The following is a 23,215-nucleotide window of genomic DNA, read 5'->3' as shown; positions in this document are numbered from 1 at the left end:
GTTTCAAGATCTGGAATGAAAGGGTTCCCGCCTCGCTCAGACAGTGGGACGATATTGACAGGATCGTCCTCCGTCAAGGTTGCGTCCTCCGTCGAGAAGAGGGAGTGGGCGATGGTTGGTCAACGTATCCACTTCACGAGTGAACTCGCACCCTGCGGCCGGATGGTCGAGGGAGACCACTATCGGGACTCGGACGACTACGGGCTCGTCTTCACCGACGAGTACTACGCCTGCGGCTGCCGCATGATCAAGCACGAGTTCCACGACGGCAGCGTGCAGACGCGTTCGGTCCGCCACGATGGAAGGGTCATCCTCGACGAGTGCGGCTCGCTCCATGACGGCTCCTGACGCTGCCTCAGCGCACGACGTCGTCATCGTGGGCGGGGGTGGTGCCGGCCTGCGCGCCGCGATCGCGGTGGCCGAGGCCGACCCCAGGCTGTCCGTCGCCGTGGTCAGCAAGGTCTACCCGATGCGCAGCCACACCGTGTCCGCCGAGGGCGGGGCCGCGGCCGCCATCGCCGCCGAGGACAGCTTCGACGAGCACGCGTACGACACGGTCTCCGGCGGCGACTGGCTGTGCGACCAGGACGCGGTGGAGCTTTTCGTCCACGAGGCCCGGGCCGAGCTGCTGCGCCTGGAGCACTGGGGCTGTCCGTGGAGCCGGACGCCGGACGGGCATGTCGCCGTTCGGGCGTTCGGCGGCATGAAGAAGATGCGCACGTGGTTCGCCGCTGACAAGACCGGTTTCCACCTGCTGCACACGCTGTTCCAGACGTCCCTGAAGTACCGCCCGGTGACCCGGTACGACGAGTGGTACGCCACCCGGCTGCTCGTCGACGACGGGCGGGTCTGCGGGGTGGTGGCGATCGAGCTGATGACCGGTCGGATCGAGACGATCGCCGCCAAGGCCGTTGTGCTCGCCACCGGCGGGGGTGGGCGGGTCTTTCCGTTCACCACGAACGCCAACATCTGCACCGGAGACGGGATGGCGCTCGCCTATCGGGCCGGCGCGCCGCTGAAGGACATGGAGTTCGTCCAGTACCACCCCACCGGCCTGCCGTTCACCGGCATCCTCATCACCGAGGCGGCGCGCGCCGAGGGCGGCTGGTTGCTCAACAAGGACGGCTACCGGTACCTGCAGGACTACGACCTGGGCACGCCCACACCCGAGCCGGTACTGCGCAGCATGGAACTGGGACCGCGCGACCGCCTCTCCCAGGCGTTCGTCCACGAGGCCGCCAAGGGGCGGACCATCGACACCCAGTACGGGCCGGTGGTGCACCTTGACCTGCGCCACCTCGGGGCCGAGAAGATCGAAGCCAAGCTGCCCATGGTGCGCGAGCTGTGCCGCGACTACGAGCGCATCGACCCGGTGCGTGACCTGGTGCCCGTGCGCCCAGTGGTGCATTACATGATGGGTGGGGTCCACACCGACGTGCTCGCGGCGGCGCCGCTGGATGGGCTCTTCGCCGCCGGTGAGACCGCCTGCGTCAGCATCAACGGCGCCAACCGGCTCGGCTCCAACTCGCTGCCGGAGATCCTCGTCTTCGGCGCCCGGGCCGGTGCCGCCGCGGCGGCGTATGCGATGGAAGCACCACCGATCGGCGCCGCGGTGACCGCGCAGGCCGCCGACGAGACCCGCCGGCTGGAAAGGCTGCTGGCCAGCGACGGCAGCGAGTCCGTCGCGGCGATCCGGACCGCGATGCAGCACACCCTGGAGGGCGCGGCCGGCATCTACCGCGACAGCGACACGCTCGCCAAAGCCGTCGACACGCTACGTGAGCTTCAGGAGCGTGCCGCGGTGGCGGGCGTCGGCGACCGCAGCCGGACGTTCAACACACAGCTCGTCGGGGCACTCGAATTGGCGGCGATGCTCGACATAGCCGAGTCCATTGTGCACAGCGCGCTGCGCCGCGAGGAGTCGCGCGGCGCGCATCAGCGCACCGACTTCCCGGCGCGTGACGACGTGCGGTTCCTGGCGCACTCGATGGCATACCGCGAGGCCGACGGCGGCTGCCGGATCGAGTACCAGCCGGTCACCGTCACCCGTTGGCCGCCCGGTGAGCGGGTGTACGGGAGGTGAAGCCGTTGAAGGAGATCACGCTGCGCGTCTTCCGCTACCGGCCGGAGACCGAGGCCGAGCCGACCTTCCAGGAGTACGCCGTGCCGCTGCGCGACGACTGGGCGGTCCTCGACGCGCTCAACTACGTCAAGGAGGAGATCGACCCGACCCTGTCGTACCGCTGGTCCTGCCGGATGGGTATCTGCGGCAGCTGCGGCATGACGGTGAACGGCGACCCGAAGCTGAGCTGCGGCACGTTCCTCGTCGACCACGCGCCCGGACCGATCACCGTCGAGCCGCTGCGCAACTTCCCGGTGATCCGCGACCTGGTCATCGAGATGACCGACTTCATGCAGAAGCTCGGTGCCGTGCAGCCATGGATCATCCGGGACGAGAGCGACGACGACCCGCACACGGAGCTGCTGCAGACACCGTCCGAAATGGACGACTACAAGCGATACAGCATGTGCATCAACTGCATGCTGTGCTATTCGGCGTGCCCGGTCTACGGCCTGGACTCGAAGTTCATCGGCCCGGCCGCGATCGCCCTCGCCCAGCGGTACAACCTGGACTCTCGCGACGAGGGCCAGGAGGAGCGCCTCGATGTGCTGTCGGACGACGAGGGCGTCTGGGGATGCACGTTCGTGGGGGAGTGCACCCGGGCCTGTCCGAAGGGCGTCGATCCGGCCGGCGCCATCCAGCGCGCCAAGCTCATCGCCGCGAACGAGGCGGTGAAGGCATTCCTGCTGCCCCGGTGGGTCCGATGACCACGGGGCTCTGGCAGCGGCTGCACAGGCAGCGGGTTCCGCTTCTCTGGTGGACCTCTCGCCGCACCTACCTGCTGTTCGTGTTGCGTGAGCTGACGAGCGTCGCCGTCGTGTGGTTCGTGGTCTACCTGCTCCTGCTGGTGCGGGCGGTCGGCGCCGGTCCCGGCGAGTACGAGCGCTTCCTCGACTGGTCGGCCCGGCCGTGGATGGTCGCGATCAACGCGCTGGCGCTCGCCCTGGCGGTCCTGCACACGATCACCTGGTTCATGGTGACGCCGCAGGCCATGGTGCTGAAGGTGCGTGGCCACCGGGTGCCCGGCCTGGTCCTCGCCGGAGCGCTGTACGTGGCGTGGTTCGCGGTCTCGGCGGTGATCCTGTTGCTGGTGCTCTCATGAGTCGCGACCGCACCTCCGCGGAGCCCTTCCTCTGGCTGCTCTTCAGTGCCGGCGGAGTGGTGACCGCGCTCGCGGTGCCGGTGTTCCTGTTCCTCTTCGGCATCGCGTTTCCACTGGGTTGGCTCGATCCGCCGTCCAGTGCCGAGATCTACACGCTGCTGCGCAACCCGCTGGCTCGGCTCGCCGTGATCGTCCTATGTGGGCTCGGGCTCATGCACGCCGCACACCGCCTGCGCCATACGGTTCGCGACGGCCTCCAGCTTCAGCGGCACGGCACCGCGATCGCCGCTGCCTGCTACGGCACCGCCGCCTTCGTGACCGCTGTGGCGGTGGTCCTCGTCTCGATGCTCTAATCGAAAACAATAGATTGAGCGATGTCGCAAGTGGTGTTGGCGAATTCACCCACAACCGTGAATCTGGTTGATGGCGGTTGTTGTTCGTGGGTATCCCACCTACCGTCTCCAGGGGACGGATTTTAAACGCGCACATCCATTGGTGCCGCAGGGGATTCGGTGCCGGATGGTTGATCCCCGGCGCATTCGTTTCCGTCTCATCAACCACTGCTGGGAGGAGCACAAAATGCGCAAGTACGAGCGTCCCACACTCACGAAGCAGGGTGACTTCCGCACCGAGACCGGGATCGGCAACAGGGGTCCGAAGGACCTGCTGGGCGGCAAGCAGCTGCTCTGATGCGCCGGTGAGCCGGGCGGGCAGGTCGCTGCCCGCCCGGTTCCCCATTCGCCCGCTCGATACTGAGGAGAGTCAATGCCGCCAATTGCGAATCTCTCCCTGCTTGCCAGTTGGTTCATTGTCCTGCCCGATAAAGCGGACGCGGACCCCGTCGCCAGATCAATCAAGCCGTACGCCACTCGTTGTGTCCGCCACCCATCCGGGCGTTCATGGATACTTGGCCGATGGGCCGACCGGGATATTGCCGTCGCCACCGCCGGCACGGCCGCCCTCGCTGTCATTGGTGAGCACATCACTCGCAGCGAAGATGTCGAGCGGGTCGCCGCCCGCCTGGCTCTGGACGGCGGGCTCGATCACCTGCGCGGCACGGGCCGCCCGCGATGGCCAGGCAGCTATCACCTGGTCGGCTCGGTCGGGGGGAAGCTGTACGTCCGGGGCACGGTGAGCGCACTGCGCCGGGTCTTCGTCGGTTCGGCGGGACCGGTGACCCTCATCGCAGACCGCGCCGACGTGGTCGCCGCGCTGACCGGTGCCGATCTCGATCCGGCACGGGTGGCGGCGCACCTGCTGGACCCGCAGACCATGCCGCCGGTCACCGGCCAGCCGTTGTGGCGCGGCGTGACCGAGATTCCGGGCGGACACGATGTCGAGATCCGCGAGGACCGCGTGGTCCGCTCGGCGCGGTGGTGGTCTCCGCCGGACCCGACCGTGCCACTCGCCGACGGTGCGCGGGAGTTGGCCACCGCCCTCACCGAGGCGGTCGGCGTTCGCACCCGCGGCCAGCGGCTCGTCTCGTGTGACCTTGGCGGCGTCGACTCCACAGCGGTGTGTGCGATCGCGGCGCGGCTCGCCGACGCCGAGGTGCTCGCCTTCACCGTCGACGTGCGCGACGCCATGGCCGACGACGTCGAATGGGCCACCCGTACGGTTGCCGCTCTCGGCATCGAGCACCATGTCGTGCCCGGCGAGGAGATGCCGCTCAGCTACGCCGGTGTCGACGAGATGGCCGACCTGTGGGACGAGCCCTGCTTCACCACCGTCGACCGGAACCGCTGGCTCGCGGTGGTCACGCGCGCCGCCGACCGGGGATCGAGCGCGCACCTCACGGGTATCGGCGGCGACGAGCTTCTGCACGGCTCCACCGCGTACCTGCACACGCTCGCGCGCCGGCGACCGCTTCTCGCGCGCCGGATGATTCGCGGGTTCGTCGCCAAATATCGGTGGCCGGCCGGCCAGGTGCTGCGGCAACTCGCGTCCACGAACTCGTACGGCGACTGGTTGCGCGGTGTCGACGCGCACCTGACGATGGCGCCGCCGCCAATCACCGAACCCATGCTCGACTGGGGCAGCGAGCCACGACTTCCGCCATGGACCACCCGCGACGCCGTCGACGCCGTGCGCACGCTGCTCCGGGCCGAGATCGGCGGGGCGGCACCGCTCAGCCCACATCGCGGCCAGCACCGCGAACTCGCCGCCATCGGGTTGCTGTCCCGGATGACCCGCCAGCTTCAGCAGCTCGCCGCCGAGCGCGGAGTGCGGTACGCGGCGCCGTACTACGACGACGCCGTCGTGACGGCGGCGCTGTCGGTGCGGCCCGAGCAGCGGGTGACGCCGTGGCGGTACAAGCCGCTGATCAGCGAGGCGATGCTCGGCGTGGTACCGGAGAGCAGCCGGCTGCGCGCCACGAAGGCCAACGCGATGGTCGAGGAGGAGATGGGGTTGCGGGTGCACCGCGACGCGCTCTTCGCTCTGTGGGACGACTCGGCCCTGGCCCGGCTCGGCCTCATCGACGCGCGGGCGGTACGCGAGCTGTGCGCGCGCCCTTTGCCGAAGCACCTGCAGATCGGGGTGCTGCACCAGACGATCGCGGCCGAGGTCTGGCTGCGCTCGATCGAACGCGTCACCGACCGGACGGCTCTCGCGTCCTGAGGAGGAGTCATGGGGTTGAAGCTGCGCAACGGCGTACTGATCACCGAGACGGAGTACGGTGCGGCTCTGCTGGACGAGGACAGCGGCGCCTTCTTTACCCTCAACGAGACGGGTGCGGTCGTCGTCCGCACGATCGCGGAGGGCGGCGACGCGGCCGCGGCCGCGACGGCGCTCAGCCGGGAGTACGACATCGATCGAGGCAGCGCGGAGCAGGACGTGACCCATCTGGTCACGGAGCTGTGCACCGCCGGCCTGATGGACCGGTAGGCGCCGCCATGTCCATGCCCGAAGCGATCTATCACAACCCCCGGTCGGTTCCGCTGCCCACGCGGCTTGCGGCGCACGCGGCGGTGACGGCGGCTCGGGTACTGGCACGGCGTCCACCCCGACAGATCCGGCGGCTTCTGACCCGCTTGCGTCGGGGCGCCCGCCCCGCCACCCGCGAGCAGGTGCTCGACGCCCGGCAGGCGGTGATGGCGGTGAGCCTCGTCTGCGCCGCACGCGAGGGCTGCCTGCCCCGATCGCTCGCGGTGGTGCTGCTGTGCCGGGCACGGGGGACGTGGGCGGCGTGGTGCGTCGGCACGAGGCGGCTGCCGCCCTTCTCGGCGCACGCCTGGGTGGAGGTCGACGGGGAGCCGGTCGGGGAGGAGTTTCCGGCCGACTACTTTCGCACCTTCTTCACGGTGGCCTAGCGGTGACCAGCGCGCTGGACCGGGCCGGCTGGCGCGACATGATGCGCCTGCTGAGTGGCCACTACCGGTGGCTCGCGCTGGCGGTCGCGCTCGGCGTCGCGGCGACCGGCGCCGGGCTGGCGCAGCCGCTGCTGGTACGGCACACGGTCGACGCGACCGCCGATGGCGCTTTTCCCTTCCGTCCCGTCGGTGCGCTCGTGGTGCTTTTTCTCCTTCAGGCGGTCGCGCTCGGGGTGGCCCGGTACGCGCAGGCGCGGGCCAGCGAAGCCATGACCCTCAAGCTGCGACAGACGCTGATCGATCACGTGTTGCGGCTGCGGATCGCTGTCTACGACCGGTACCGCGGTGGTGACCTGATCTCACGAATCACCACCGATCCCGCCGCGATCCGCATGCTCATCGCGGAGAGCGTCACCAACGCGGCGTCGGGCACCATCGGGCTGGCCGGCCTCGTAGCGGTGATGCTGTGGCTGGACTGGACGCTCTTTGTCGTGGTCGCCGTGCTGATCGGCGTGGCGGTGCCGGTGTTGCTGGCCGTCGTCGAGCGGATCCGGCTCGCGTCCGCCGACGCACAGCGAGCGGATGGCGAACTGACGGCCGACCTGGAGCGCGCCTTGTCCGCCATCCGTTCGGTACGCGCCAACCGTGCGGAGCCGGCGGAGAGCGGCCGGATCTTCAGGCACGCGAGCCGGATCTGTGCGGCCCGCCTGCGGATGGCGCGGCTGGACGCCGGCGCCGGATCGGTCAACGACCTGGCGCTCACCGGGTCCTACCTGATCATCCTGCTGATAGGTGGCGCGCGGGTGGCCGGTGGCGCCAGCACGGTCGGCGAACTTGTCGCCTTCATGCTGTACCTCACCTACCTGACGACGCCCGTGGGGGCGATCTTTCAAGCGGTCACCGCCGTGCAGCAGGGTGCCGGCGCGCTGCAGCGGGTCAACGAGGTGCTCGCACTGCCGCGCGAACCCGTAACCGTCCGCGCGGCCGCGGCGGTGCCGGAGAACCGATCGCCGCATCTGCTGGAGCTGCGGGACGTGTGGTTCGGCTACGAGCCCGCGCGACCGCTCCTACGTGGACTGTCGCTGAGCCTGCCCGAGCGTGGACACGTGTCGCTGATCGGGCCGTCAGGAGCCGGTAAGTCCACTGTGTTCAGTGTCATCGAGCGGTTCTACGAGCCGGATCGCGGGCAGGTGTTGTTTCGTGGCAGGGACGCCCGCGACGTTCCGTACGACGAGTACCGCGGCGCCATCGGCCTTGTCGAGCAGCAGTGCACGGTCCTGGCCGGTACCGTGCGCGAAAACCTCACCTACTCCGGTGCCGCGGCCGACGATGACGACCTGTGGTGGGCACTGGCGATGACCAACCTGACCGATCTGGTCAGGCGGCTCCCACGCGGCTTGGATGCCGAGGTCGGGGAGCACGGGCGGCTGCTGTCGGGTGGTGAACGCCAGCGGCTGGCCATCGCGCGGTGCCTGCTGGGCCGGCCGGCGCTCGTGCTGCTCGACGAGCCAACGGCGCATCTGGACCCGGTCAACGAGGTGGCACTCACCCGCACCATCCGCGAGGTGTCGCGGGTGTGCGCGCTCCTTGTCATCAGCCACCGGCCGGCCACGGTGCGGTCTGCCGACCGGGTGGTACTGCTACGCGACGGCGTCGTGGCGGCGGAAGGTACCCCGGATGAGGTCGCCCGCCGCCAGCGCGAAAGGCCGGTACTCCACGGGGAGCACCGGCCTTCCGCGTGACGGTCAAGCGACGAGCTCAAGCTCCTCGGCGGGTGCCGGCTTGCGGTCCCGCATGATCAGGCTGGCCACGATCGCGGCGGCGAGGACGCCGATCGCGCTGAGGGTGAACGTGGTGGACATCGAGGCGGTGAAGGCGTCCCGGGCGGTCTGGATGAGGCCGGCGTCGCCCTGAGCCATCGCCAGCGCGTCGGCGATCGACCGCTTGGCCTGCTCCGGTGCGTCGGCGGGCATTTCGCTGGCGAAGCCGCTGGAGAGCAGCGAGCCGAGGATCGCGATGCCCAGCGCGGTGCCGGCCTGCTGGATGGTGTCGTTCAGGGCGGAGCCGACGCCCGCCTTGTCAGCCGGGATGGTGGCCATCAGGGCGCTGACCGCGGCCGGCATCGCGGCGCCGGCACCGAAGCCGAGGAGGCCGAGGGCGATGGCGGGGACCGCGAAGCTGGTGTCGGCCGAGACGGTGGTCAGCAGGGCGAACGAGGCGACCATGACGAGCATGCCGCCCAGTACCAGGGCGCGGTTGCCGAGCTTCGCGGCGAACTTGGCGCCTAACCCGTTGCCGACGAGCGCCGCGACGGCCAGCGGCACGAAGGCCAGGCCTGCCTTGACCGGCGAGTACCCGAGCACGAACTGCAGGTACTGGGTGAGCACCAGCAGCAGGCCGCCGTTGCCGATCTGCACGAGGGCGAGGGAGAGCGAGCCGCCGCTGAAGTTGCGGTGCTTGAACAGGACCAGCGGCACCATCGGGGCGGGAGTGATGTTCTCCCAGATCACGAATCCGACGAGCGAGACCACGGCGATGCCGAGGGTGACCAGCGAGCGACCCTCGAAGGCGCCGTGCTGTGGGATCTCGATGATCCACCAGACCAGGGCGGTCATGCCGGCGGCGGAGAGCACCGCGCCCAGCGGGTCGGCCTTCTGCCAGGGAGCCTTCGACTCGGGCATCAGGGTGAGGCCGGCCAGGAGCGCGAGACCGACGACGGGGACGTTGATCAGGAAGATCGCCTGCCAGGAGAAGTGGTCGATCAGTACCCCGCCCAGCACCGGGCTGCCGACCAGGCCGAGCATCGCCACGGAGCTCCACACCGCCATCGCCTTGTTGCGCTCGTCCTCCTGGAAGACCGTGATGAGGATCGACAGTGTTGACGGCATGATCAGGGCGCCACCGACGCCCATCGCGATCCGCACCGCGATCATCTCGGCGGGGTTCGCGACGAACATCGCCGCCAGTGACGCCGCTCCGAAGAGCAGCAGGCCGATGATCATGACTTTTCGGCGTCCGAACCGGTCACCGAGGCTTCCCGAGGTGAGCAGAAGTCCGGCGAACACGAGGATGTACGAGTCGAGGATCCACTGGATGTCCTGCGCGCTCGCGCCGATGTCCTCGGTCATGTGTGGCACCGCGACGGTCAGCGCCATGCTGTCGACCACCAGGACCAGGCTGCTCAGGCATAGCACGACGAGGATCCACCAGCGGTGCGGGTTGCGAGTTTCCATGATCTTCCTCCAGGGGCGTACACCGTTCGTTTGCTGCGAACACTGTACGCAGACGCGAACGCTGTACGCAAGCCCGGTTTTGTGTACGCTGATGGCGAACGGTGTACGCGTCCTGGAGGAAGTGGTCATGGCCGGCAAGACGAACCCGATCCCGTCCGTGTGGGCCCGCCAGCAGGCCGAGCCCGATCAGCCCGCGCTGAGCCAGGCGGCGATCGTGCGCGAGGCGATCGTCATGCTCGACGCGGAAGGCGTGGAGGCGCTGAGCATGCGCAAGCTCGGCACCCGCCTGAAAACGGCCGCCACCTCCCTGTACCGCCATGTGGCGACCAAAGACGAGCTGATGGAGCTCGCGATGGACGAGATCTTCGCCGAGGTGACGGTGCCGGACGCCAGCGGTACCGGATGGCGCGCTGCCGCCGGTGACGCGTCGCGCTCCTTCCGTGCGACCGCCCTGCGCCACCCGTGGCTGGCTTCGGTGGTCGGCCAGGCGGGCCTCGCCTACATGGGCCCCAACCTCACGTCGTTCACGGAGCGGCTCGCCGCTGTCTTCGCGGCCGCCGGCTTCCCCGAGCCGAGCCGAGCGATCGACACGCTCCTCTCATACGTGATCGGAATGAGCACGACGGAGGCCGCCTGGCTCACCACCGTCGCGCGTTCCGGGCAGACGGAGGCGGAGTTCGTCGCGCGGCTCATGCCAGCCGGCTCCACGGATCTTGACCCGGCTGGGATCCGGCAGGACAAGTTCGAGTACGGATTGGAGGTCGTCCTCGACGGGCTGGAAGGCCGGATCCCTCGCTAAGCTCGGATCATGTCGGAACGCCCTGGGCGCCGCGCGCCGCGTGTCACCACCGCCCGCGTGGAGTCTGTCGAGCGGATCACTCCGCATATGGTGCGCATCGTGCTCGGCGGCCCCGGGCTGGCGAATTTCAGCGCGGGGGAGTTCACCGACCACTACGTGAAGCTGCTTTTCGCACCCAGCGGCGTGACGTATCCCGAGCCGTTCGACCTCGAACAGATCCGCGCCGAACGTCCGCGCGAGCAATGGCCGAGCATGCGCACATACACCGTGCGTCGCTGGGACGAGGTGCGGCGCGAACTCACCATCGACGTCGTGTATCACGGCGAGGAGGGCCTCGCCGGTCCGTGGGCGGCGCAGGCACGCCCCGGCGATGAGGTTCGCTTCGCCGGGCCGGGAGGCGCCTACGCGCCCAACCCGGATGGCGATTGGCATCTGCTGGTCGGCGACGAGAGCGCGCTGCCCGCGATAGCGGCGTCCCTGGAACGGCTGGCGCCGGCCACGCGTGCACACGTCTTCATCGAGGTGAGCGGTCCCGAGGAGGAGCAGAAGCTCGAGACCGCGGGCGATGCCGCGGTCACCTGGCTGCACCGGGGCGACGCCCCGGTCGGCGCGGCGCTCGTGCGGGCCGTGTCGGCGTTCGAGTTCCCGCCCGGCGCCGTGCACGCGTTCGTGCACGGCGAGGCCGGGTTCGTGAAGGAACTGCGCCGGTTGCTCTTCGTCGAGCGTGGCGTCGCGCGCCAGGGACAGTCACTTTCCGGGTACTGGCGGGTTGGTCACGACGAAGACCGATGGCAGGCCACCAAGCGGGAGTGGAACGCCACCGTCGAACGTGAACAGGACATGCAACCGTAAGGTGGGCTCGTTGACACCTAGGCTGTGTGAGAACATTTCGATGGCTCGCCGCGTCGGCGAGTCTGACGCTGGTCCTTTCTGGTCCCGCGCCCGCCACAGCACAACCGGGCGGCGCCCTACCGGGTGACACGGTCACCCTCGTCACCGGCGACGTCGTGCGTTTCAGCGGCGACAAGGTGGTGTCGGTCGAGCCCGGCAAGGGGCGAGACCGGATCGGGTTCGCTGCCGAGCGGCGCGCCGGGCACCAGTACATCTATCCATCCGATGTGCTCGGACTGCTGGCCGCGGGTCGGGTGGATCGGCGACTGTTCGACGTGACCGGGCTGCTCGCGATCGGGTACCGCGACACGACGCCGCTCATCCTCCAGCACGCCGGAGGCGCGAAGCGCTCCAGCCTGCGCCAATTAGCGGACAAGCGCGCCACGGTGACTCGCGAGATCCCCGTGGTGAACGCGCTCGCGGTGCGCGCCGACAAGGGCGACAACGGTGCACTGTGGACCGAGCTGCGTTCCGGGCTCGACCAGGGCGCCGTCCGCTCGATCCTTCTGGATGGCGTCAGGCAGATCGCGCTCGACCAGAGCGCGGCACAGATCGGCGCGCCAGCGGCCTGGGAAGCCGGCCTCACCGGCCGTGACGTCGTGGTGGGGGTACTGGACACCGGCGTCGACGCGAGCCATCCCGATCTCGCCGGTCGTATTCGAGCCAGCGAGAACTTCTCCGAGTCGCCGGAGCCAGGCGACGTGATCGGGCACGGCACGCATGTGGCGTCCACCATGGCGGGCAACGGCGCTGCCTCCGGCGGGCGGTACAAGGGCATCGCGCCGGAAGCCACGATCCTCGCCGGCAAGGTGTGTGACGACAGGTGGTGCTCCGACTCGGCGATGATCGCCGGCATGCAGTGGGCGGCCGAGCAGGGCGCCTCGGTGGTAAACGTGAGCATCGGCGGGCCGGACAGTCCTGGCGTCGACATCGTCGAAGACACGGTCAACCGGCTCAGCGCGCAGTACGGCACGCTCTTCGTGATCGCGTCAGGCAACGACGGTCCCCACACGGTCCAGTCACCGTCCACAGCGGACGCCGCACTCTCGGTCGCGGCGGTCGATCGTCAGGACGCCATCGCGGACTTCTCCAGCGGTGGTCCCCGGCTGGGTGACGGCGGGCTCAAGCCCGAGATCGCGGCTCCCGGTACCGACATCGTGGCCGCCCGCTCCTCGCTGGTGCCTGATGAGGGCAGCGGGCCCTACATGGCGCGCAGCGGCACGTCGATGGCGACACCGCACGTCGCCGGCGCCGCGGCACTTCTGGCCCAGAAATATCCACAGTGGAGCGGCTCGGAACTCAAGGGCGCTTTGATGAGCACCTCCCGGTGGCTCGATGGGGTCGCCCTCGACGGGCAGGGCGCGGGTCGGGTAGACCTGGCCGCTCTGGTCAGCGCGTCCGTGGTCGTGGATCAGGGCAGCCTCAACCTGGGGCGGCCGGAGTGGCCGCACGAGGACGACGCACCGATGGCCAAGGTGCTGACCTACCGCAACACCGGTACCACACCGATTTCGGCCACCGTGGCTGGAGCGATGACCGGCCCCGGCGGTGCCGCTCCGGCCGGGATGCTGACGGTGTCGCCGTCGACCGTGACGATCCCCGCGGGAGGCACGGCCACGGTCACCGTCACGGTGGACACGTCGGTGGCCGCCCCGGACGGCCGGTACACGGGCCAGGTCACCGCGATGGTGGGTGCCACCCCGGTGCGGACGCAGGTCTCCGTGTTCCGCGAGGCGGAAAGCTACGACATCACCGTGCGGGTGATCGACCGGCACGGCGCGACCGCGACGGCGTACAACAGCGCCGTCACGTCGTGGACCGGCGAACAGGTGTCGTACCAGATGACGCCGGACGGATACACCACGCGCGTGCCCGCGGGCGACTACAGCGTGGGTGCCCTCATCGCGACCGACCCGGACACCGAGAAGGAAACCATCTCGCTGCTGGCGCGGCCACAGATCCGGTTGAAGGCCGACACCACGGTCGTTATCGACGCCCGGACCGCCGCCGCCGTCGACATCACCGTGCCCGAACCCGGCGCCGCTCCGGTCTTGTCGCTCGCCAGCTACACGGCGCCCGGCGATGACGGACTCGATTACTACTTCCCCTACGAGGGCACCCAAAGGCTGTTCCTCGGACAGGTCGGCCCCGCGGCCACCTCGGCGGGCTTCAAGTCTCTGGTCGCTTCCCACTGGGCCCGTTCGGACGGCAACGGTTCCTTCTGGGACAGCCCGTACATGTACAACGTGGGAATCGGCATCGACGGCGGAGTCCCGACCGGGCTCACCCGCCACGTCCGTCCCCGCGACCTGGCCGTCGTACACCAGAACATGCACGGGCTGCCCGGCACCGCCGGTGCGATGGGCTCACTGGCCGACAACGCGTTCTTCTCCGCAAACATCCGCATGCGGCTGCCCGCGCGCCGCATCGACTACTTCGCCGGCACGAACGTGAACTGGTCCAGCGACATGGTCGACATCGGCCCGATCGACGTTCCGAAGACGGTGACCCTCGCCGCCCAATCGGACCTCGTCTACCGGCCAGGGCGTTCGTACCAACAGATTTGGAACACGGCGGTCTTCGGCCCGGCGTTCTACAACCGCCCAGCCGGTAGCGCGTCGACGGTCGGCGTGACCCGGACAGCCGACGACGAATTCAGCGCGTACTTCGGCATGATGGTCGACCCCGTGCCCGGCCGGTTCGGGATCGGCGGCAAGATCCCGGCGAAGCGGAGCCAGACCACCCTGTATCGGAATGGGGAACCCATCGCGACCTCCCCCGTAGCTGGCATTCTCTCGACGACGCTGCCCAGCGAGGATTCCGCGTACCGTTTGGAGGCGGAACTCGACCGCACCGGGGTCTTCCCGACATCCACCAAGGTGTCCGGCTCATGGTCGTTCCGTTCCGCACACTCCGCGGAGGCGGTGACGCCTCTTCCCCTGATGACGGTGCACTACGCGCCAGCGCTGGACGGTGCGTACAGCGCACCGGCGGGCGAACGATTCACCATTCCGGTGCGAGTCAGCCACCAGGCCGGCTCCCATGCCAGCCGTGTCACCAGCCTCACCGTCGAAGTGTCCTACGACGACGGTGCTACGTGGAGCCCGGCGGCGGTGAAAGGCGGTGGCTCGAAGTGGAAGACGACGGTCAACCATCCGGCCGGCGCCGAGCACGTGTCGCTGCGAGCCGTGGCGAAGGACAAGGCCGGTAACGAGGTCACGCTGACCACGCTCCGCGCGTACCTGCTGCACTGACCGATGAGAGGGGCCCTTGACCAGCCGGTCAAGGGCCCCAACCAAATCCTTAGTGGATGTGCTCCTCGACCCACTGTTCGAACGTGCGGGCGGGCTTGCACGTCACCCACTCGGCATCACTGATCGGTGCCGGCCCGGCCACGGCGCCGGCCCAGAAGTCGAGCAGCGATGCGACAAACTCGGCTGGCATGTATCGAGCCATCTTCTCCTCCGCCTCGGCGCGCGTCAGCTCGTGGATGGCGATGTCGCGTCCGAGCCGGCCGGCGACGATGGTGATTTGCTCGCGCAGGCTTATCGACCGCGGTCCGGTGAGCGTGATGGCGTGACCGACGAGCCAGTCTTCGGTCAGCGCCGCGGCCGCGACATCGGCGATATCGTCTTCGTGCACCGGGGCGACATTGGCGTCCGGATAGGCCTGCTCGACCGGCCCGCCGGACCGGATCGCGTCCAGCCAGCCAAACGCGTTGCCGGCGAAAGCGTCTGGTCGTAGCAGCGTCGTCGAGATCGACGATGCCAGTAGTGCGCGCTCGACCAGGATGTGGTGCCGGCCGAGCGGGTCTTCCAGCGCGGTCGGCGACAGCGCCGCGGAGCTCGACAGCAGCACGATGTGCTTGACGCCGGCCGCCTCGGCGGCGCCGACGAACTCGTCGACGCCTTCAGGCTCGGCGTAGAGGAACACCTGGGTGATGCCCCGCAAGGCAGACTCGAACGTGTCAGGCTCGGCAAGATCGAGCAGTACTGTCTCGATCCCCTCGGGCACGTCCAGTCGCCCGGGCTCCCGGCTCGACGCGCGCAGGGCGTGGCCGGCAGCGTGCAAGCGCCGCAGGACGCCGCCGCCGACATTGCCGCGCGCGCCGGTGATGAGGGTGGTCATGGGTTTGCTGTCTCCTCGTGTGAAGGAGGCCATCGAGCGGGCGCTCACCGCGCCACGACTCCGCCCGGAGGATCCGGGTTACATATGTGCATGCTGTCATGCACATGGTTGCACGCTAGCACATGCCTTAAACTCGCGTGATGTCAGATTTGCTGGACGCGGTCGGTCCCGCCTTCTCCCGGTTGCGCCGCAGCGTGCTGCTCGACGTGGAAAACCCGGTACCGGCCAAAGACCTGACCCGCACGCTCGTGCTCAACATCGTCGAGGACGGCACCGACGGCGAGGTCACCGTCGGCGTGGTGGCTGAACGCCTCGCGGTCGACCCGTCGGTCGCAAGCCGCATGGTCACCGACTGCATCAGCGCCGGCTACCTGGCGCGGGCTGCGTCTCAGCGTGACGGGCGGCGTACTGTGCTGCGGCTCAGCCCTGAGGGCGTCGCGACGTTGGAACGTTTCCGGCAGCACCAGCGGACCGCGTTCGAGTACATCACCCGCGAGTGGCCGGAGCAGGAGCGACTCGAGTTCGCGCGCCTACTGCTGAAGTACGTGGCCGCGATCGGCGCCCTGCGCACCGTTCGTGATGGCGCCAGTGGCTAGAAAGCGACCAGGCGGAGTACCGCTAAAGCCTGCACCCGGGCGTGGGGTCTGGGGCTCGAGCCCCAGGCAGAAATGACAAGCGCTCCAGGTCCGTGCATCTCAGCGGACGTGGAGCGCGAAAGCTGGTGCCCCCGGCAGGATTCGAACCTGCGCTCCCGCCTCCGGAGGGCGGTGCTCTATCCCCTGAGCTACGGGGGCTCAGCGACCAACGAAGAGTAGCAGGCTCCCCCCGCCGTCGCCGAACCGACTCAGCGTCCCCGTTCGCATGTCGGCAACGCGTGTAGCACCACGCCGTCTGGGATCCGGCGGGGCCATTCGGTGGTTGCCCATGAGCCGTCTACCACCACGTGCACGTCCCGGCCTGCCTGTGACGCTAGCCGGCTCAGGAATTCGCGCGGTAGCGCCGTTTCGCCGGTGACCAGGAAGCGGACCCAGCCGCGGGTCGACACCGCCGCTACGACCTCTGTCGCGGGTGAGACGCCGTGCAGGCGGGTGCGGCCGGCCCAGTACAGGTCGGCGCGTTCGAGCTGCGCGGCCTGAAGGATCTCCGGGTACCGGTCAGACTGCCACTGTACGACCGCCATCGCGCAGAGGGCGCAGGCCCGGTCGACGGGTTCCCGCGGTGCGAGGCCCCAGGCGCGCAGGTACCGGGCGATGCCGGGCACGCTGAGCGGGATGCCGTATGTCTGCTCGACCAATCCGAGCACACTCTGGCGGGTCCACAGGCTTCCGGCCAACCCGAAGTCTTCGGGGAACGCGTCGCGCAGCATGTCGATGAGTCGGAGCTCCTGCTCACGAGTGAGCGCTCCGTGCCGGCGGCGGGCGGCTACCGCGCCGTCGCCTCCGCTCGCATACCGCCGGCACCAGTTTGCGATTGATCGTCGTCCGTCACCAAGTACAACCCCCACGTCCCGGACAACGAGTCCGATTCGGACAGGTAGCGCTGGGTGAACAGAAAGCTCCGGAGAGTCACGATTTATCCGACTTTATCCACCGAGCTTCGTCAGGAGCTGCTGGAAGGCGGCCACCTCGTTGCGCTGGTTGGCGACCATGCCCTGCGCGAGCCGGAGCACCTCGGCGTTGTCGGTCAGCTTGACCACCTCTTCGGCCATGTGGATGCCGCCGAGGTGATGCTTGATCATCAGCTGGAGGAAGAGCACGTCGAACGCCTTGCCGGTGGCGCTGCGCAATTGAGCGCGCTCGGCGTCTGTCGCCATACCCGGCATCAGGCCGTTTTCGAGGCCGGCGCTGCCCTCGGGCATCCACGCCATGCGCGGCTGCGAACCGGTGGGGCCGAGCTTCCACTCGCGTAGCCACGCCTGCATCATCCCGATCTGGGCCTGCTGGGTCAGCGCGATGTCGCCGCCGAGCGTGCGCACGTCGCTGTCGCTGGCCTTCTGGTGGGCGAGCATGCCCATCTCGACGGCCTGGGCGTGGTGCGTCGACATGTCCCGGGCGAACCCGGCCTCGGCCGAGTCTTCGCCCGGCCGGGTGAATGACGGGACGATCAGTAGCCCGGCCACGAGGCCCAGGAGGAGGCCCAGTGCGACGCCGGCCGCCAACCAGCCGGCGACACCGAAGCGCCGGCGGGCTGGCGGAACCGCGTCGTCGATCTCCGGCGACTCGGGGTCGGACTCCACGGAGACGCTCATCAGCCGCCCTGCTGGTCCTTGCCGATGTCGCGCGGCGTGGTGCCGGTGGCCGTGATGCCGCCGGAGCAGGTGGCTCCCGCCTCGACCGTGGCGTTCTGGCGCAGCGCGCTGATGAACTGGTCGATGCGGCCGTCGTCGACGCTGTCGACCTTGAGCTGGTAGCCCCACGCCTGGAGCGAGACCTCGTGGTCGAGGTTCTCGATCGGGCTCATCAGCATGTACTCGTTGCCGCGCACCTTGCTGGCGAGCTTCTCCACCTGGTCGGCGGCCAGACCGCTCTTGTACGCGACCCAGACCGCGCCGTGCTCCATGGCGTGCACCGCGTGCTCGTTGGCGATGGGGGCGTCGTAGACGTCACCCATGCAGTTCTGCCAGTTGTAGTTGTGGTTGCCGCCGACCGGCGGGGTGAGCTTGTAGGTCAGCGGGCCCCACGCGTGGTTGGCCTCGGTGAGTGTCTTGTCCGGGTTGTCCCGGTAGTTGACGATCCCGTCGATGTCGGCGGCCTTCTGCTCCCATGGCTGGGAGCCCTTGAAAGCGGCCCATGAGCCGTACCCGATGATGCCGGCCGCAATCACGCCGACGGCGACGAACATCGCGATCGGGCCCCAACTGCGCCCCTGGCTGACCTTGACCGGCGTGATCGGCTTGCGACCCTTGCCGCCACCGCCGGCACCACCGGCCTTGCCGCCAGGACGGGCCGCGGTCCCCGCGGCCTTGCTGGCGGTCGACGGCTTGCGAGCCGTCGAGGTCGAGGAGGTCGAAGAGGAAGAGGACTTACCCGCAGGCGGCTTCTTGCCGGTGCTGACCGCGGACGGACGGCGCTTGTCGCCGGCCGGGGTACTGATGCTCATGGTGCCTCGTCAGGTCGGTCGGTCAAGGGGTGGGCGGTTGATCGACGCAACACATCGATCGACAGGGTCGCCGCCGAAGCACCCACTGTACCCCCGGTAACATGACTCGGTGACTCCCGCCAAGCTCGCAGACGCCGTATTAGCGGCTGCCCACGCGCTTTTCGCCGAGCGTGGGCTCGACCCGACCGCGCTACCGGAGTCGACGGCGGTTGAGCGACCCCGCAACCCTGAGCATGGTGACTACGCGTCCACGCTGGCACTACAGCTGGCGAAGAAGTCGGGAGTACCACCCCGCGACCTGGCCGCCGGCCTCGCCGATCAGCTTGGCCGCACGCCCGGCATCAAATCGGTCGAGATCGCCGGCCCCGGCTTCCTCAACATCCGCCTCGACGCGGCCGCCGCCGGCCAGCTCGCCCGCGTGGTCGTGCAGGCCGGCAAGGAGTACGGGCACAGCGAGCGGCTCGCCGGCCAGAAGATCAACCTGGAGTTCGTCTCGGCGAACCCGACCGGTCCCGTGCACATCGGTGGCGTCCGGTGGGCGGCGCTCGGCGACGCGCTGGCTCGGTTGCTGCGCGCGGTCGGAGCCGAGGTGGGCACCGAGTACTACGTGAACGACGCGGGCACGCAGATCGACCGGTTCGCCCAGTCGCTGCTGGCCGCCTCGCGGGGCGAGCCGACGCCCGAAGACGGATACGCGGGCGCCTACATCGCGGAGATCGCCGAGGGCATCACGCGCGACCACCCCGACGCCGACCTGGCGACGTTCCGGAGCGTGGGTGTCGAGCGGATGCTCGCCGAGATCGAGTCCTCGCTGACCGGCTTCGGTGTGCACTTCGACCTCTACTTCCGCGAGTCCGACCTGCACAGCCGGGGTGAGCTCGACCACGCGTTGACCCGGCTGCGTGAGCAGGGCCACGTCTTCGAGGCCGATGGCGCGATCTGGCTGCGCACCACCGACTTCGGCGACGACAAGGACCGGGTCCTGCGCAAGTCCGACGGCGAATGGACCTACTTCGCCGCAGACTGCGCCTACTACCTGGACAAGCGCGAGCGGGCCTTCGAGCGCGTGGTGATGATGCTGGGCGCCGACCACCACGGATACATCGGCCGGATGCGGGCGATGGTGTCGTGCTTCGGCGACGACCCCGACACCCATCTGGAGATCATGATCGGGCAGATGGTCAACCTGGTACGCGACGGCGTGCCGGTGCGGATGAGCAAGCGGGCCGGCACCGTGGTCACGCTCGAAGACGTGGTCGAGGCGATCGGCGTCGACGCCGCCCGGTACGCGCTGGCACGGTACTCAGCTGACTCGCCGATCGACATCGACGTCGAGCTGTGGACCCGGTCGACGCGCGACAACCCGGTCTACTACGTGCAGTACGTGGCCGCCCGCACCGCCAGCGTCGCCCGCAACGCGGCCGAGGTGGGGCTGAGCCGCGGTGACGCCGACTCCTTCCGGCCCGAGCTGCTCGACCACGAGAAGGAAAACGAGCTGCTCAAGGCGCTCGGCGAGTACCCATCCGTTGTCGCCACCGCGGCCGAGCTGCGCGAGCCCCACCGGATCGCCCGGTACCTGGAAGACCTGTCCGGCAATTACCACCGGTTCTATGACAACTGTCGCATCCTCCCCAAGGGTGACGAACCGATCGGTGATCTCCACCGGACCAGGCTGTGGCTGAACGACGCCACGCGTACCGTGATCGCTAACGGTTTGGATCTTTTGGGCGTCTCCGCCCCCGAGAGGATGTAGATGAGGGCGCACGAAGCGGGGGCGCTGCACGGCGACCTTGGCAGCCGGGGGCCCGCCTGGCTGCGTACCCCTGAAGACGTCAACGCCCTCGTGCCGCACCTGTGGCCCACCGGCGTCGCGCGAGCCGCCGACGGCGCGCTCGCCGTCGGCGACCTCAGCGTCCGGGCCCTGGCGGAGGAGTTCGGTACTCCGGCGTACGTGCTCGACGAGGGTGACATGCGCGCCCGATGCCGTGACTTCCTGGCGGCGTTCGACGGCTGCGACGTGTACTACGCGGGCAAGGCGTTCCTGTGCCGGGCCGTCGTCCGGATCATCGCCGAGGAGGGCCTGCACCTCGACGTGTGCAGCGGCGGGGAGCTGGCCACGGCGCTGTCCGCGGGCATGCCGCCCGAGCGGATCGGCTTCCACGGCAACAACAAGTCCGTGGCCGAGCTCACCCGTGCGGTCGAGGCCGGGGTGGGACGGATCATCGTCGACTCGTTCCACGAGATCGACCGGCTGACCGCGCTGGCGCGCGAGTTCGGCAAGCGCCCGAGCGTGCTCATCCGGGTGACGGTCGGTGTCGAGGCGCACACGCACGAGTTCATCGCGACCGCCCACGAAGACCAGAAGTTCGGGTTCTCGCTCGCCGGCGGGTCGGCGGTCCAGGCGGCGCTGAAGATCATCGACGAGGGCGTGCTCGACCTGCGCGGCCTGCACTCCCACATCGGCTCGCAGATCTTCGACACCAGCGGCTTCGAGGTATCGGCCAAGCGGGTGCTCGGGCTACAGGCCCAGATCCGCGAGGCGCGCGGCGTCGAGTTGCCCGAGCTCGACCTCGGCGGTGGTTTCGGCATCGCGTACACGACGCAGGACGACCCGGCACCCCCCGCTGACCTGGCCAAGCGGCTCACCAAGATCGTCGAGGGCGAGTGTGAGGCGCTGCAGCTAGCGGTGCCGCACCTGTCGATCGAGCCCGGCCGGGCGATCGTCGGTCCGGCTGTCTTCACGCTCTACGAGGTCGGCACGGTCAAGGACGTCGACGGCATCCGCACCTACGTGAGCGTCGACGGTGGCATGAGCGACAACATCCGCACCGCGCTCTACGACGCGTCGTACTCGGCGACCGTGGCGTCCCGCACGTCGGAAGCCGGCCCGATCCTCGCTCGGGTGGTGGGAAAACATTGCGAGTCCGGGGACGTGGTTGTTAAGGATGAATTCCTGCCCGCCGACGTGCAGCCCGGAGATCTTCTTGCCGTACCCGGCACGGGAGCCTATTGCCGGAGCATGGCCAGCAACTACAACCACGTGCCCAGGCCACCGGTGCTCGCCGTGCGCGACGGGCGGGCTCGGGTGATCGTCCGGCGGGAGACCGAGGACGACCTGTTGGCATTGGATGTGGGATGAAACCTGTTCGCTTGGCTCTGTTGGGGTGCGGCACGGTCGGCGCCGAGGTCGTCCGGCTGTTGCACGAGCAGGCGGATGACCTGACGGCACGGATCGGCGCCCCGATCGAGATCGCCGGCATCGCCGTTCGCCGGCTCGCCCGCGACCGCGGCGATCTGCCCGTCGACCCGGCGCTGTTCACCACCGACGCCCTCGGCCTGGTCAAGCGCGACGACGTCGACGTGGTCGTCGAGGTCGTCGGCGGCATCGAGCCGGCACGCACCTGGCTGGTCGAGGCGCTGCGTGCTGGGAAGAGCGTCGTGACCGCCAACAAGGCCCTGCTCGCCGAAGACGGCGGCACGCTGCACGACGCGGCTACCGAGGGCGGCTCCGACCTGTACTACGAGGCGGCCGTCGCCGGGGCGATCCCGCTGTTGCGCCCGCTGCGCGAGTCGCTGCACGGCGACAAGATCACGCGCGTGACGGGCATCGTCAACGGCACCACGAACTACATCCTGTCGTCCATGGATTCCAGCGGCGCCAGCTTCACCGAGGCACTGGAAGAGGCGACCGCTCTCGGATACGCCGAAGCCGACCCCACCGCCGACGTCGACGGTTTCGACGCGGCGGCGAAAGCGGCGATCCTCGCGTCCCTGGCGTTCCACAGTCGCGTGGGCGCCGCCGACGTGCACCGCGAGGGCATCACCGAGGTCAGCGCCGCCGACGTGGCCAGCGCCAAGGCCATGGGCTGCACGATCAAGCTGCTCTGCATCGCCTCGCGCGTCTCCGGCCCGTCCGGTGACTCCGTGAGCGTGCGGGTGCACCCGGCGATGATCCCGCGCACCCATCCGCTGGCGAGCGTCGGCGACGCGTTCAACGCGGTGTTCGTCGAGGCCGAAGCCGCGGGGCAGCTCATGTTCTACGGCCGTGGCGCCGGAGGCGCGCCGACCGCGAGCGCCGTGCTCGGCGACATCGTCGCCGTCGGGCGCAACCGCCTGGCAGGGGTACGGTCAGCGAGCGAGTCCGCGTACGCCGACCTGCCCGTCCGGCCGATGGGCGAGGTGGTGACCCGCTACCACATCAGCCTCGACGTGGCCGACCGCGCTGGTGTACTGGCCGCTGTGGCCGGCGTGTTCGCCAAGCACGATGTCTCGATCGCCACGGTGCGCCAGTCGGGCCGGGGCGACGACGCGATCCTCGTGATCGTCACCCACGGCGCCCCGGATGCCGCGCTGGCCGCGACGGTCCGCGAGCTTCAGGCGCTCGACATCGTCCGCTCGATCGCCAGCGTCCTGAGAGTAGAGGGCGCCACGACGTAGCCCCGTCCTTCGTGATCAGGGCTGTGAACGGTCCGAGTCGCCTACTCCGTCGTGCGCAAGCACCGCGCAGCGACTCGGACCGTTCATCCCTGA

At 69.2% G+C, this 23,215-nt stretch carries 22 protein-coding genes and 1 tRNA gene; 17 read left to right on the top strand and 6 right to left on the bottom strand.

Features of this window, described 5'->3' with window-relative positions:
* Positions 1-111: 111 nt before the first annotated feature.
* From QMG73_RS05160 to QMG73_RS05115, 10 genes are all read left to right on the top strand, one after another.
* The gene (locus QMG73_RS05160) at positions 112-348 is read left to right on the top strand and encodes a hypothetical protein (protein ID WP_281892775.1); all 237 of its coding nucleotides are present in this window, start codon (positions 112-114) and stop codon (positions 346-348) included.
* Positions 335-2,083 (top strand): fumarate reductase (quinol) flavoprotein subunit, encoded by a 1,749-nt coding sequence (frdA, locus tag QMG73_RS05155; RefSeq protein WP_281892774.1) that lies wholly within the window; start codon positions 335-337, stop codon positions 2,081-2,083. The genes QMG73_RS05160 and frdA overlap by 14 nt, the downstream gene beginning before the upstream one ends.
* 5 nt (positions 2,084-2,088) lie before the next feature.
* Positions 2,089-2,829 (top strand): succinate dehydrogenase/fumarate reductase iron-sulfur subunit, encoded by a 741-nt coding sequence (locus QMG73_RS05150; RefSeq protein ID WP_322791082.1) that lies wholly within the window; start codon positions 2,089-2,091, stop codon positions 2,827-2,829.
* A complete protein-coding gene (locus tag QMG73_RS05145) occupies positions 2,826-3,224 on the top strand; it encodes a hypothetical protein (protein ID WP_281892772.1) in 399 nt (132 codons plus the stop codon). The genes QMG73_RS05150 and QMG73_RS05145 overlap by 4 nt, the downstream gene beginning before the upstream one ends.
* Positions 3,221-3,577 (top strand): fumarate reductase subunit FrdD, encoded by a 357-nt coding sequence (gene frdD / locus QMG73_RS05140; protein ID WP_281892771.1) that lies wholly within the window; start codon positions 3,221-3,223, stop codon positions 3,575-3,577. The genes QMG73_RS05145 and frdD overlap by 4 nt, the downstream gene beginning before the upstream one ends.
* Before the next feature lie 226 nt (positions 3,578-3,803).
* Positions 3,804-3,914: a keywimysin-related RiPP gene (locus QMG73_RS05135; RefSeq protein WP_281892770.1), complete on the top strand. Its 111-nt coding sequence runs from the start codon at positions 3,804-3,806 to the stop codon at positions 3,912-3,914.
* A gap of 75 nt (positions 3,915-3,989) precedes the next feature.
* On the top strand, positions 3,990-5,843 hold the full coding sequence (locus tag QMG73_RS05130) for an asparagine synthase-related protein (protein WP_281892768.1): 1,854 nt from the start codon (positions 3,990-3,992) through the stop codon (positions 5,841-5,843).
* Between the two features lie 9 nt (positions 5,844-5,852).
* A complete protein-coding gene (locus QMG73_RS05125; protein ID WP_281892767.1) occupies positions 5,853-6,110 on the top strand; it encodes a lasso peptide biosynthesis PqqD family chaperone in 258 nt (85 codons plus the stop codon).
* A gap of 8 nt (positions 6,111-6,118) precedes the next feature.
* Positions 6,119-6,535, top strand: a complete 417-nt coding sequence (locus QMG73_RS05120; RefSeq protein ID WP_281892766.1) for a lasso peptide biosynthesis B2 protein — start codon at positions 6,119-6,121, stop codon at positions 6,533-6,535.
* A gap of 2 nt (positions 6,536-6,537) precedes the next feature.
* A complete protein-coding gene (locus QMG73_RS05115; protein ID WP_281892765.1) occupies positions 6,538-8,277 on the top strand; it encodes an ABC transporter ATP-binding protein in 1,740 nt (579 codons plus the stop codon).
* Between the two features lie 3 nt (positions 8,278-8,280).
* Here QMG73_RS05115 and QMG73_RS05110 read toward each other — a convergent pair whose 3' ends face one another.
* Entirely contained in the window at positions 8,281-9,768 is a 1,488-nt protein-coding gene (locus tag QMG73_RS05110) for an MFS transporter (protein WP_281892764.1), read from the bottom strand.
* A gap of 91 nt (positions 9,769-9,859) precedes the next feature.
* Here QMG73_RS05110 and QMG73_RS05105 point away from each other — a divergent pair, with 91 nt between their 5' ends.
* The 3 genes from QMG73_RS05105 to QMG73_RS05095 are packed head-to-tail and all read left to right on the top strand — an operon-like array spanning position 9,860 to position 14,712.
* Positions 9,860-10,567 (top strand): TetR/AcrR family transcriptional regulator C-terminal domain-containing protein, encoded by a 708-nt coding sequence (locus QMG73_RS05105; protein WP_281892763.1) that lies wholly within the window; start codon positions 9,860-9,862, stop codon positions 10,565-10,567.
* Between the two features lie 9 nt (positions 10,568-10,576).
* Entirely contained in the window at positions 10,577-11,419 is an 843-nt protein-coding gene (locus tag QMG73_RS05100; protein WP_281892762.1) for a siderophore-interacting protein, read from the top strand.
* A gap of 26 nt (positions 11,420-11,445) precedes the next feature.
* Positions 11,446-14,712 (top strand): S8 family serine peptidase, encoded by a 3,267-nt coding sequence (locus QMG73_RS05095; protein WP_281892761.1) that lies wholly within the window; start codon positions 11,446-11,448, stop codon positions 14,710-14,712.
* 49 nt (positions 14,713-14,761) lie between these two features.
* Here the strand turns inward: QMG73_RS05095 and QMG73_RS05090 are convergent, their stop codons facing one another.
* Positions 14,762-15,586 (bottom strand): NAD(P)H-binding protein, encoded by an 825-nt coding sequence (locus tag QMG73_RS05090; RefSeq protein WP_281892759.1) that lies wholly within the window; start codon positions 15,584-15,586, stop codon positions 14,762-14,764.
* 140 nt (positions 15,587-15,726) lie between these two features.
* On the opposite strand from QMG73_RS05090, the gene QMG73_RS05085 reads away from it, so the two are divergent.
* Positions 15,727-16,182, top strand: a complete 456-nt coding sequence (locus QMG73_RS05085; protein ID WP_281892757.1) for a MarR family winged helix-turn-helix transcriptional regulator — start codon at positions 15,727-15,729, stop codon at positions 16,180-16,182.
* Positions 16,183-16,305: 123 nt separating this feature from the next.
* Here QMG73_RS05085 and QMG73_RS05080 read toward each other — a convergent pair.
* From QMG73_RS05080 to QMG73_RS05065, 4 genes are all read right to left on the bottom strand, one after another.
* Positions 16,306-16,380 (bottom strand) — tRNA-Arg (locus QMG73_RS05080).
* 50 nt (positions 16,381-16,430) lie between these two features.
* Positions 16,431-16,952, bottom strand: a complete 522-nt coding sequence (locus tag QMG73_RS05075) for a winged helix-turn-helix domain-containing protein (protein ID WP_281892756.1) — start codon at positions 16,950-16,952, stop codon at positions 16,431-16,433.
* Between the two features lie 216 nt (positions 16,953-17,168).
* Positions 17,169-17,834, bottom strand: a complete 666-nt coding sequence (locus QMG73_RS05070) for a DUF305 domain-containing protein (RefSeq protein ID WP_281892755.1) — start codon at positions 17,832-17,834, stop codon at positions 17,169-17,171.
* Positions 17,834-18,685 (bottom strand): DUF3105 domain-containing protein, encoded by an 852-nt coding sequence (locus tag QMG73_RS05065; protein ID WP_281892753.1) that lies wholly within the window; start codon positions 18,683-18,685, stop codon positions 17,834-17,836. The genes QMG73_RS05070 and QMG73_RS05065 overlap by 1 nt, the downstream gene beginning before the upstream one ends.
* Positions 18,686-18,794: 109 nt before the next feature.
* On the opposite strand from QMG73_RS05065, the gene argS reads away from it, so the two are divergent.
* From argS to QMG73_RS05050, 3 genes are read left to right on the top strand one after another with little or no spacing between them, the layout of a single operon-like run.
* Entirely contained in the window at positions 18,795-20,438 is a 1,644-nt protein-coding gene (gene argS / locus QMG73_RS05060; protein WP_281892752.1) for an arginine--tRNA ligase, read from the top strand.
* Positions 20,439-21,824 (top strand): diaminopimelate decarboxylase, encoded by a 1,386-nt coding sequence (lysA, locus tag QMG73_RS05055; protein ID WP_281892751.1) that lies wholly within the window; start codon positions 20,439-20,441, stop codon positions 21,822-21,824. It begins immediately after the preceding gene.
* Complete coding sequence (locus QMG73_RS05050; RefSeq protein WP_281892750.1) at positions 21,821-23,122, top strand: homoserine dehydrogenase; 1,302 nt, start codon at positions 21,821-21,823, stop codon at positions 23,120-23,122. The genes lysA and QMG73_RS05050 overlap by 4 nt, the downstream gene beginning before the upstream one ends.
* The last annotated feature ends 93 nt before the right edge of the window (positions 23,123-23,215 follow it).

It is taken from the genome of Phytohabitans aurantiacus, assembly GCF_027923225.1.
Classification (GTDB): domain Bacteria; phylum Actinomycetota; class Actinomycetes; order Mycobacteriales; family Micromonosporaceae; genus Phytohabitans; species Phytohabitans aurantiacus.
Note: the sequence above shows the minus strand (reverse complement) of the source record. Positions and strands in the feature narration are given on the sequence as shown.

What these genes read in the sequence shown, in the direction of transcription:
- QMG73_RS05085 (WP_281892757.1), top strand. Translation starts at nt 15,727, where the DNA reads ATGTCAGATTTGCTGGACGCGGTCGGTCCCGCCTTCTCCCGGTTGCGC.
- QMG73_RS05065 (WP_281892753.1), bottom strand. Translation starts at nt 18,685, where the DNA reads ATGAGCATCAGTACCCCGGCCGGCGACAAGCGCCGTCCGTCCGCGGTC.
- frdD (WP_281892771.1), top strand. Translation starts at nt 3,221, where the DNA reads ATGAGTCGCGACCGCACCTCCGCGGAGCCCTTCCTCTGGCTGCTCTTC.
- QMG73_RS05110 (WP_281892764.1), bottom strand. Translation starts at nt 9,768, where the DNA reads ATGGAAACTCGCAACCCGCACCGCTGGTGGATCCTCGTCGTGCTATGC.
- QMG73_RS05070 (WP_281892755.1), bottom strand. Translation starts at nt 17,834, where the DNA reads ATGAGCGTCTCCGTGGAGTCCGACCCCGAGTCGCCGGAGATCGACGAC.
- QMG73_RS05125 (WP_281892767.1), top strand. Translation starts at nt 5,853, where the DNA reads ATGGGGTTGAAGCTGCGCAACGGCGTACTGATCACCGAGACGGAGTAC.
- frdA (WP_281892774.1), top strand. Translation starts at nt 335, where the DNA reads ATGACGGCTCCTGACGCTGCCTCAGCGCACGACGTCGTCATCGTGGGC.
- QMG73_RS05160 (WP_281892775.1), top strand. Translation starts at nt 112, where the DNA reads ATGGTTGGTCAACGTATCCACTTCACGAGTGAACTCGCACCCTGCGGC.
- QMG73_RS05100 (WP_281892762.1), top strand. Translation starts at nt 10,577, where the DNA reads ATGTCGGAACGCCCTGGGCGCCGCGCGCCGCGTGTCACCACCGCCCGC.
- QMG73_RS05105 (WP_281892763.1), top strand. Translation starts at nt 9,860, where the DNA reads ATGGCGAACGGTGTACGCGTCCTGGAGGAAGTGGTCATGGCCGGCAAG.
- lysA (WP_281892751.1), top strand. Translation starts at nt 20,439, where the DNA reads ATGAGGGCGCACGAAGCGGGGGCGCTGCACGGCGACCTTGGCAGCCGG.
- QMG73_RS05130 (WP_281892768.1), top strand. Translation starts at nt 3,990, where the DNA reads ATGCCGCCAATTGCGAATCTCTCCCTGCTTGCCAGTTGGTTCATTGTC.
- QMG73_RS05135 (WP_281892770.1), top strand. Translation starts at nt 3,804, where the DNA reads ATGCGCAAGTACGAGCGTCCCACACTCACGAAGCAGGGTGACTTCCGC.
- QMG73_RS05050 (WP_281892750.1), top strand. Translation starts at nt 21,821, where the DNA reads ATGAAACCTGTTCGCTTGGCTCTGTTGGGGTGCGGCACGGTCGGCGCC.
- QMG73_RS05145 (WP_281892772.1), top strand. Translation starts at nt 2,826, where the DNA reads ATGACCACGGGGCTCTGGCAGCGGCTGCACAGGCAGCGGGTTCCGCTT.
- QMG73_RS05075 (WP_281892756.1), bottom strand. Translation starts at nt 16,952, where the DNA reads ATGCTGCGCGACGCGTTCCCCGAAGACTTCGGGTTGGCCGGAAGCCTG.
- QMG73_RS05090 (WP_281892759.1), bottom strand. Translation starts at nt 15,586, where the DNA reads ATGACCACCCTCATCACCGGCGCGCGCGGCAATGTCGGCGGCGGCGTC.
- QMG73_RS05120 (WP_281892766.1), top strand. Translation starts at nt 6,119, where the DNA reads ATGTCCATGCCCGAAGCGATCTATCACAACCCCCGGTCGGTTCCGCTG.